The sequence below is a fragment of the Staphylococcus sp. HMSC062A01 genome (genome assembly GCF_001836805.1).
Taxonomy (GTDB): Bacteria; Bacillota; Bacilli; order Staphylococcales; family Staphylococcaceae; genus Staphylococcus; species Staphylococcus haemolyticus.
This window is the reverse complement of the sequence record NZ_KV830640.1, coordinates 151,527-158,961: the sequence shown is the minus strand read 5'-3', so window position 1 is coordinate 158,961 and position 7,435 is coordinate 151,527. Positions and strand designations below refer to the sequence as shown.

Genomic DNA, 7,435 nt, shown 5'->3' with positions numbered 1-7,435 from the left:
AACCTCAAAAGGTAATTACAGATCAGGCACCTTCCACGAAGGTCGCAATGGCTAAAGTCATTAAAGCTTTTAAACTTAAACCTGACTGTTATTGTACATCGAAATATCTGAATAATCTCATTGAGCAAGGTCACCGTCATATTAAAGTAAGAAAGACAAGATATCAAAGTATCAATACGGCAAAGAATACTTTAAAAGGTATTGAATGTATTTACGCTCTATATAAAAAGAACCGCAGGTCTCTTCAGATCTACGGATTTTCGCCATGCCACGAAATTAGGCATATGTTCGCCAGTTAAGGGAACAACGACATGATAAAATGGTAATTAGTTATATTTTTCTAACTTTACAACAGAACCCTTTAATCTAGCAATAAAAGAACTTAAACAAAAATAGAAGTGTTTAAAAGTACAAAAGGGGTGATCTTTCAATGGAAGTTATAAAGACAAGAAGAAACTCGTTTCAAAATCCCTCTTGATTTTTACAGAAAAAATCTTTAATTTTATCGTCTTTAATAAAATAATAAGCCATCTTTCCATCTTTCCAAAAATCAAGAACATCATTTTTATACAAAAGTCTTAAGTGATGTGATGTAGAAGCAACACTCATATTTAATATCAAAGAAATATCACAAACACATAACTCATTTTCCTTAATCAAAGATAATATGATTTTTAACTTCTTTTCATCACATATTTTTTGAAAAATACTAAGTAATTTTTGTGATTTATCATCTTCTAAAAAATTCAAAGCATTATTCACTTTATCCTCATGAATACAAATCACATCACAAGCATTTGCCTTGCCCATATAAACCACACCTTAATTTAAAATATAAAACCAATTATTGTTTGAATTGTATTATTTTCAATAATAATAAATAACCCTAAACCAATATAAATAACAGCCATTATCCAACGACTAAACTTCTCTACAATTTCACCAACACCTGAAATATTAGCCAATCTTTGTGCTGTATATATTAAAACAAAAATCAATATTAAAAATACAAGAAGAGTAACTAATAAGTCGACAAGATCTAAAGTCACAAAGTAAGGAACAAAAAGTCCAATATTATCTGCACCACAACTAGCAACTGTAACCAAAGCAACAATACCGACTAATTTTGACAACCCTTTTTCATCCAATTCTTTTTTAGCTCTTTTTTCGCCTTCACAATCGTCGTAAATAGCAACTTTAATACCTAAGTAAATCGGTATTAAACCTAATAAACCCAACACCCATTTTTCCGGAACATAATTCAAAACAAAAGCTAGAAATAAACTAACTAATATTAAAATTACAGAACCTAAATATTGTCCGATATAAATATCTCGATATTCTTTTCTAGTATTTGCTCTAGCAAAAAATATTAATAGTATTACCAACAAATCTACTGCTGTAGCAATATATAAAACAGCAGCAGTAATTACAGTCGAAAACATAAAGCACCTCATTCAAAAATATTTTTGAATGTATTATAACTTATATTCTCCGAAAATCATAGATGCCTTATTCCAATTGCTTTATTGACGTTGAGCCTCGGAACCCTTAACAATCCCAAAACTTGTCGAATGGTCGGCTTAATAGCTCACGCTATGCCGACATTCGTCTCCAAGTTTAGTTAAGGGTTCTTCTCAACGCACAATAAATTTTCTCGGCATAAATGCGTGGTCTATTTTTGTGAAGTCCTACTGAAAATACCAATAAACCAAATAATTAAAAGACAAGATAATATCCCAAAAATAAGACCATCTAAAAGTTTAAACGCTAATTTTTCAGGTTCTGGAAGTAAATAATTCATAGTGCAACGAAGCATAATCACTAATACTAAGGCTTTAAAAAAGTAATTAACTTTTCTCACTTATCTCACTCCTTTTTAGCACACTTTATCACAATAGTTATTGCTTTACAGGTCTATTTTCCGTCGTTATAATCTAGTTAATTCCCGTAAGGGCGCACTTATACGTTTGTTCCAAACGTTGTGCTAAAACCAACATCGACCTTCGTCGATTTTTTTAGTTTTGGTTCTGTTGCAAAGTTAAAATTATATGCACATCTATACAAAACTATAAAAGCAAATATTGTTTTAACAGTAAAGCGTTTTGTTAGTATTAATTATTTTTCGTTTTTTAGTATAAATATTACATAATTTTTAACTTTGCAACAGAACCAGTCATTAAGTCGTGTGCTCTGCGAGACTAGGTTTTTGTGCAAGCAAAAAAATGAGTGGCCAAATGCTAGCCACTCATAGTTCAAAATCATTTACCCATTAAGTATTAGTTTCATGTCTTCGTTGGTTAAATTGTCTTTTTTGTTTTTTAGAATACTCCATTAACTCAACTTCCTTTTCAACATATTCAAACAAATCACTAACTGTTACATAAGATTTTTCAGCTAATTTATATTCCATTTCTGATAACCATTCAGAATAATTTTTGGCAAATCTAAAAATTTAGTTCTCGTTTATTTCTTTGTTTAACTATTATTAGGCTAAATAACAGCAGTAGAATACTAATTAAGATAATTTCCGAAGGGAATAATAATTTACTTTGGAATTTATCATTCATTAATCCCATAAAAATAGGAACAAAACCTGCAAAAATATATCCAAATCCTTGAACTAAGCTAGTCCAACTACTTGTATCACTTGGAGTTGAAGTCATATTGATTGGTAATACCATAGCAATAGGGAATAAACCTCCTGTTGCTATAGCAATGAAAATGATACCTACAAGCACTGATATAGATACATTTGTCAAAAGGATTAATAAACTACCAATAATTAAAATAACATTACATACTAAAATCCAAACATTTACACTAAAATATTTATCCAAAAGACTTGGTATGACAAAACTAAAAATCATTTGTGTAGCAGTGAAAGTAGTTAGCGCAACAATATTCGAATGATCATTCCAATGGATAGTTTTTAAAAAACTCACTAACCAAGTAGCAACACCATAAAAAAGACCTGATTGTAACATGAAAAATATAACTAATAGCCAAGCATTTATATTTTTTAAGGGTAATTTAACTGAATCTATATTTTCCTCATTTTGAGTTGAATTTCTTTGTAATAAAAACCACCAAACTAAAGCAGCAAAAATAGGTATTATTCCCCATATAGAAATTGCAATTGTCCAAGTATTAACTAAATTTGTTAAAGAAAGAACACTACCTGAAGCAATAACTGCAACCAATCCCATACTTAAAGAATAAATACCTATTAACAAACCAGTATTTTTAGGAAATTCTTTTTTTATAAATCCTGATATTAATGGTCCAATAATAGCTATACAAAACCCGACACCCAAGGTTGAAATTATCATTAATAAATACATAGGGAACATACCTCTAAATAAAGTAAACAATCCCAATAATACTAACAAAATTAAAAGACTTTTATTAAATCCCAATTTTTTCTTAAACCGATTTACTAAAAATGCAAATATTCCCATACACATTACAGGTATACTTGTTAAAAAACTTGATTGTACATTGCTTAAATTTAAGTCATCTTGTATTAAGTTAATAACTGGTGGAATACTTTGTATACTCATACGAAGATTTAAACAAGCTATAAAAATAAGTAAAATTAATTTTATGTTTTTCAATTGTCTTCCTCTAAATAAATTCATTCTGCCAAAAATCAATCTGCTTTTGCAATTATTATTTAGATAATCTTACTATAAAAAAGTTGTATTGAGAAACAGATTAATATTAGAAAATTTAAGTTTGCTTGTATGAAGTCACTTTGTACATTAATATATGGTTTTCTTTAAATATGAATATGTTATACATATTCACTACCTATAATCATCGATTATGTAAATAATATTTATTTGCTGCATCTTTATTACTTAATATTAAATTGATTAACATATTTAAAAAATTTAAGTTCCTCAGACACTTTAAATTCTCCGTATTTTATAAATCTTAAAGATTCATAAAAACTAGGTTGTCAAAGATTATACCAATTACTAAAAAGTGAAGGAACCCTAGTATTTACTATGGAGCATCCAATCCAAACAGCTACTATGGATTCAGAGGTTAAAAAAGAAGATAAAAATGGAGTTTATTTGCGAATGGAACGTTACTTTGATGAATCTATTCGTTCTGCTAATTGGATAGGAAAAGACGTTTTCAAATACCATTAAACTATTGAAACTATTTTCAATAGTTTAATAAATAGCGGCTTTGAAATTGAATGTGTTAAGGACCTTGGACAATCAGAAGAAGTATTTAAATATTATGATGAAGTTCGTATTAATACGTTAAAACAGTTCCCTCCATTTATATTAGTTGAAGCAATAAAGAAATAAATGTGCACATATTTTCTTTATTAAGACAAAGTTTGATTATAAAACTATTAAAAGACTCCTTGTTGAAATAAGAAGTCTCTTTTAACATGCTTTCTGATAAACATTAGTCATGCTAATCAGACATATTTTTCAGAAAGTTATTTAACAATAATGAAAGTTAAATAATATAAGTTAATCAAAAATTCAATAATGTTAAATTTAATTTTAATAATGTTTAATTATATGATAATTTATATTCAAGGAGTGAATATATTGAAAAATAATGATATTCCTAAATGGATGATGAACTTAGAAAAAGAAGATTTTGAATTTATTAAAAATTTTGTTGTTAATTCTGGATCACTAAAAGCATTAGCTAAATATTATGAAGTGTCATATCCAACTGTTCGAAATAGATTAAATAGTGTGATAGAAAGGATAGAATCTGCAAAAGACAATGAAGAGAGTTCATTAGTTAATTATGTAAAAAAGCTGGCTATCGAGGAAAAATTAGATTTGAATGACGCTAAACAATTATTAGAAATATATAGTCATGAAAAGGAGATTGAGTGAATTTGAGTAATTTATTAACATTTGCACCAGCTATTTTATATGCCATATTATTTGCTATACAGTATTTTTTATCTAAGACAGGAAATAAGATAATAGGTGGAATTGTACCTATATTATTTATAGTAGCATTAGTATTTTTATATACAACGGGTAAATTAGGATTAAATATTTGGGGAACTCTTATTTTGGGTGTAATAGGTTTATTATTCTTATTAGGTCAGTGGAGTAGGGCTCAAAAAGATAATAAAAAGAAAGAACAAAAAGAATTAGATAAAATGATAAGCAAAGATTTAAAGTGAATTTCAAGATAACTCTATCGACTTTTTAAAAAAGTGGTAAAGTTATGTTTTGTATTAATCATCAACAGGATCATTATTGAGACATATTTTGATTTTGCAACGATTAGAATATTCTAGTATAAACGTTGTAATCGGTGAAAAAATACGCCAAGGAGATTTGATTGGTAAATGTGGAAATTCTGGAAACTCCTCCGAGCCACATTTACATTTTCAAGTTATGAACACATCTAAAATAGACGAATGTGTTTCTTTAAAAATTAAATTTTCTAACGGAAGGTCACCTATAAAAGGAGATAGCATATAAAATTTAAAAGGAGGCACTAATCGATGGAAATTTTAATTAAAATCATAGATATAATCGTTGCAATTGTATCTACTTTTACAGATGAGACTTCGAAATATTTAGCGAAATTAAAAGAAAAAAGAGACAAAAAGAAAGAAAGAAAAAAATAATATTTTATTAAAATATTAACATAAATTTTGTGTTAGATTTGTTCTTTATTGAGACAAAATTTAAATAATATTACTACACAAAAAGAGAGTGCGAATTGGCACTCTCTTTTTGTGATAAATGAATGTTTAAGAAAATAGTTCATCTACAGTTGTATCAAACAATTTTGCCAACTTGAATGCTAATGTTAATGTAGGATCATATTTATTGTTTTCTATAGCATTAATAGTTTGCCTAGATACTTTTAATTCCTTACTTAAAGCTTCTTGAGAAATTCTTTTTTGCTTTCTATATTCTCTAATTCTATTTTTCATTAATTTAACCTTTAGATGTGTATTTTTTATTTGTAGTAAAGTAATTAAAAGCCATAAGTAATATAGCAGCTATTATAAAGAAAATTTCTGGATATTGAGAAAACCAAGTTTTTTCAAGATTTGGTGTTAAACCAATCAATCTAAGCAATAATGTAAATAACATACAATAGATAATCCAAATAAAACTTTTAGCCAGTATTTCAATAAACATTTTACGCTGTCTTTCATCGTATCAATCTTGGTGTCCTTTTGTATCTAATGTTTCTGACGGTAAATATTTGTTTGTTATAGCCGTCCATAAACAAGAAAAAATTAAAATAATAATAAAAGGAATTAAATTCATTATAACACCTCATAAATGTCAAATACTTTTTACATATCAATGTGTTTAAAAACTTACTATGTTATATTGCATTTAGTAAAATATTTACTATTTTAAAAGGAGTTATAAAATTGCCTGTTTTAGTTTTATTTATTGAAACAATTTTAGTAACAATATTCATGATTGGAAGTATGATGGGGGTTTTTAATAACTCTATTTCTCCATGGATATTCGTTATTTTTTGGGTAGCAAGCATTGTTATTTTATTGGGAACTATTATGATAAGACGTTACTCTAAAGGAAAATATAAAAAAGAACTCACAATATATGAAAACAGTCCTAACTTATATGAGAAGGAATATTTTTATCAAGCCCCATTGTACATATTCGATGGTATACATATCAAAGTTCATGGTATGAGTGATACAATATGGACTCCATATTTTAATAATAATCTTCAAAAATGGCTAAGTGTATTTGATATTTTCCCTGTCTATGGTGTTAAACTTACATCAGTAGATCACACTATTATTTTAAAGAGAACTAAACTATGGTCCTTAGGGCCCCATTATAGAGTCTTTATTGATGAAGAAGAAGTAGGAATGTTACAGATGATAAGGTTGTTAAAAGGGGGAATAAAGCAACAAACGCCCTATATTTTTTCAAGCAGTAACGACACATATAAGTTTAGTAACCCTTATTTTTCAACTAAAACAGTGATAACAGGAAAAGAAAATAATGAAATATTAACAGCGCAACGTTCATTTTTTGATTTAGGTAAAAATCTAGTAACTCGACGTAGAGGAGAAAAACACAATATAGTAATTGAAGCAAATGATACCCAAATACCATATCCTCACGAACTTTGGATTACTTTATACATTCAAGTTATGATAAATAAGCAAAAGGAACAATAGTAAAATACTTAGTTTAGAAAAAGAGTGCGAATTCGTACTCTTTTTTCTTGTACAATTATTAAAATCTCAATTCAATAATATATTATGAGTTTTGGTACGCTGTGAGAAACGCTCATTTGCATTGACAACCTATTTATCAAGATAATCCCTTATCATGTTTAATTCTATAAACAGTCTGTCTTGTTATATTTACTTCTTTTGCAATTTTACTGATTGCTTGACCTTCTTCTAACATTTCTACAACTCGATGATAAA

At 27.7% G+C, this 7,435-nt stretch carries 13 protein-coding genes and 1 pseudogene; 7 read left to right on the top strand and 7 right to left on the bottom strand.

The genetic code is table 11. From position 1 onward, the window contains the following. Positions 1–299 (top strand): DDE-type integrase/transposase/recombinase (locus HMPREF2715_RS11765; protein WP_141754726.1); only part of this gene is annotated, 299 nt, incomplete at its 5' end. A gap of 163 nt (positions 300–462) precedes the next feature. Here the strand turns inward: HMPREF2715_RS11765 and HMPREF2715_RS09865 are convergent. The 4 genes from HMPREF2715_RS09865 to HMPREF2715_RS09850 form a co-directional block, all read right to left on the bottom strand. Then, positions 463–810 (bottom strand): ArsR/SmtB family transcription factor, encoded by a 348-nt coding sequence (locus HMPREF2715_RS09865; RefSeq protein ID WP_011276580.1) that lies wholly within the window; start codon positions 808–810, stop codon positions 463–465. A 17-nt stretch (positions 811–827) separates the two neighbouring features. Then, on the bottom strand, positions 828–1,445 hold the full coding sequence (locus tag HMPREF2715_RS09860; protein ID WP_011276579.1) for a CadD family cadmium resistance transporter: 618 nt from the start codon (positions 1,443–1,445) through the stop codon (positions 828–830). Positions 1,446–1,675: 230 nt separating this feature from the next. After that, entirely contained in the window at positions 1,676–1,864 is a 189-nt protein-coding gene (locus HMPREF2715_RS12345; protein WP_070839947.1) for a hypothetical protein, read from the bottom strand. A 583-nt stretch (positions 1,865–2,447) separates the two neighbouring features. Further along, the gene (locus tag HMPREF2715_RS09850; RefSeq protein WP_011276577.1) at positions 2,448–3,617 is read right to left on the bottom strand and encodes an MFS transporter; all 1,170 of its coding nucleotides are present in this window, start codon (positions 3,615–3,617) and stop codon (positions 2,448–2,450) included. Positions 3,618–4,013: 396 nt separating this feature from the next. Between HMPREF2715_RS09850 and HMPREF2715_RS12340 the strand changes: the two genes are divergently transcribed. The 5 genes from HMPREF2715_RS12340 to HMPREF2715_RS12335 all read left to right on the top strand — a co-directional run bounded on the left by HMPREF2715_RS12340 (position 4,014) and on the right by HMPREF2715_RS12335 (position 5,629). Further along, entirely contained in the window at positions 4,014–4,160 is a 147-nt protein-coding gene (locus tag HMPREF2715_RS12340) for a hypothetical protein (protein ID WP_224743151.1), read from the top strand. Between the two features lie 417 nt (positions 4,161–4,577). Further along, positions 4,578–4,877: a DUF2089 family protein gene (locus HMPREF2715_RS09840; RefSeq protein WP_033080161.1), complete on the top strand. Its 300-nt coding sequence runs from the start codon at positions 4,578–4,580 to the stop codon at positions 4,875–4,877. Continuing rightward, positions 4,874–5,176 (top strand): hypothetical protein, encoded by a 303-nt coding sequence (locus tag HMPREF2715_RS09835; RefSeq protein WP_240556620.1) that lies wholly within the window; start codon positions 4,874–4,876, stop codon positions 5,174–5,176. Before HMPREF2715_RS09840 ends, HMPREF2715_RS09835 begins: the two co-directional genes overlap by 4 nt. Before the next feature lie 76 nt (positions 5,177–5,252). Next, a complete protein-coding gene (locus tag HMPREF2715_RS12460) occupies positions 5,253–5,480 on the top strand; it encodes a M23 family metallopeptidase (RefSeq protein WP_100479717.1) in 228 nt (75 codons plus the stop codon). A 23-nt stretch (positions 5,481–5,503) separates the two neighbouring features. Beyond that, a complete protein-coding gene (locus tag HMPREF2715_RS12335) occupies positions 5,504–5,629 on the top strand; it encodes a hypothetical protein (protein ID WP_011276571.1) in 126 nt (41 codons plus the stop codon). A 126-nt stretch (positions 5,630–5,755) separates the two neighbouring features. On the opposite strand, the gene HMPREF2715_RS09830 is transcribed toward HMPREF2715_RS12335, so the two are convergent. Then, positions 5,756–5,941: a helix-turn-helix transcriptional regulator gene (locus HMPREF2715_RS09830; RefSeq protein ID WP_011276570.1), complete on the bottom strand. Its 186-nt coding sequence runs from the start codon at positions 5,939–5,941 to the stop codon at positions 5,756–5,758. A gap of 4 nt (positions 5,942–5,945) precedes the next feature. Beyond that, positions 5,946–6,284, bottom strand: a pseudogene (locus HMPREF2715_RS12330) (hypothetical protein). 110 nt (positions 6,285–6,394) lie between these two features. Here HMPREF2715_RS12330 and HMPREF2715_RS09820 point away from each other — a divergent pair. Continuing rightward, positions 6,395–7,180 carry a hypothetical protein gene (locus HMPREF2715_RS09820; protein ID WP_070839944.1) on the top strand — a complete coding sequence of 262 codons (786 nt, stop codon included), beginning with the start codon at positions 6,395–6,397 and terminating at the stop codon, positions 7,178–7,180. Between the two features lie 136 nt (positions 7,181–7,316). Here HMPREF2715_RS09820 and HMPREF2715_RS11750 read toward each other — a convergent pair. Further along, a partial coding sequence (locus HMPREF2715_RS11750) for a helix-turn-helix domain-containing protein (RefSeq protein ID WP_141757454.1) occupies positions 7,317–7,435 on the bottom strand: 119 nt, incomplete at its 5' end.

Coding starts and splice junctions, on each gene's coding strand:
- HMPREF2715_RS12340 (WP_224743151.1), top strand. CDS start 4,014: ATGGAGCATCCAATCCAAACAGCTACTATGGATTCAGAGGTTAAAAAA.
- HMPREF2715_RS09830 (WP_011276570.1), bottom strand. CDS start 5,941: ATGAAAAATAGAATTAGAGAATATAGAAAGCAAAAAAGAATTTCTCAA.
- HMPREF2715_RS09865 (WP_011276580.1), bottom strand. CDS start 810: ATGGGCAAGGCAAATGCTTGTGATGTGATTTGTATTCATGAGGATAAA.
- HMPREF2715_RS09860 (WP_011276579.1), bottom strand. CDS start 1,445: ATGTTTTCGACTGTAATTACTGCTGCTGTTTTATATATTGCTACAGCA.
- HMPREF2715_RS12335 (WP_011276571.1), top strand. CDS start 5,504: ATGGAAATTTTAATTAAAATCATAGATATAATCGTTGCAATTGTATCT.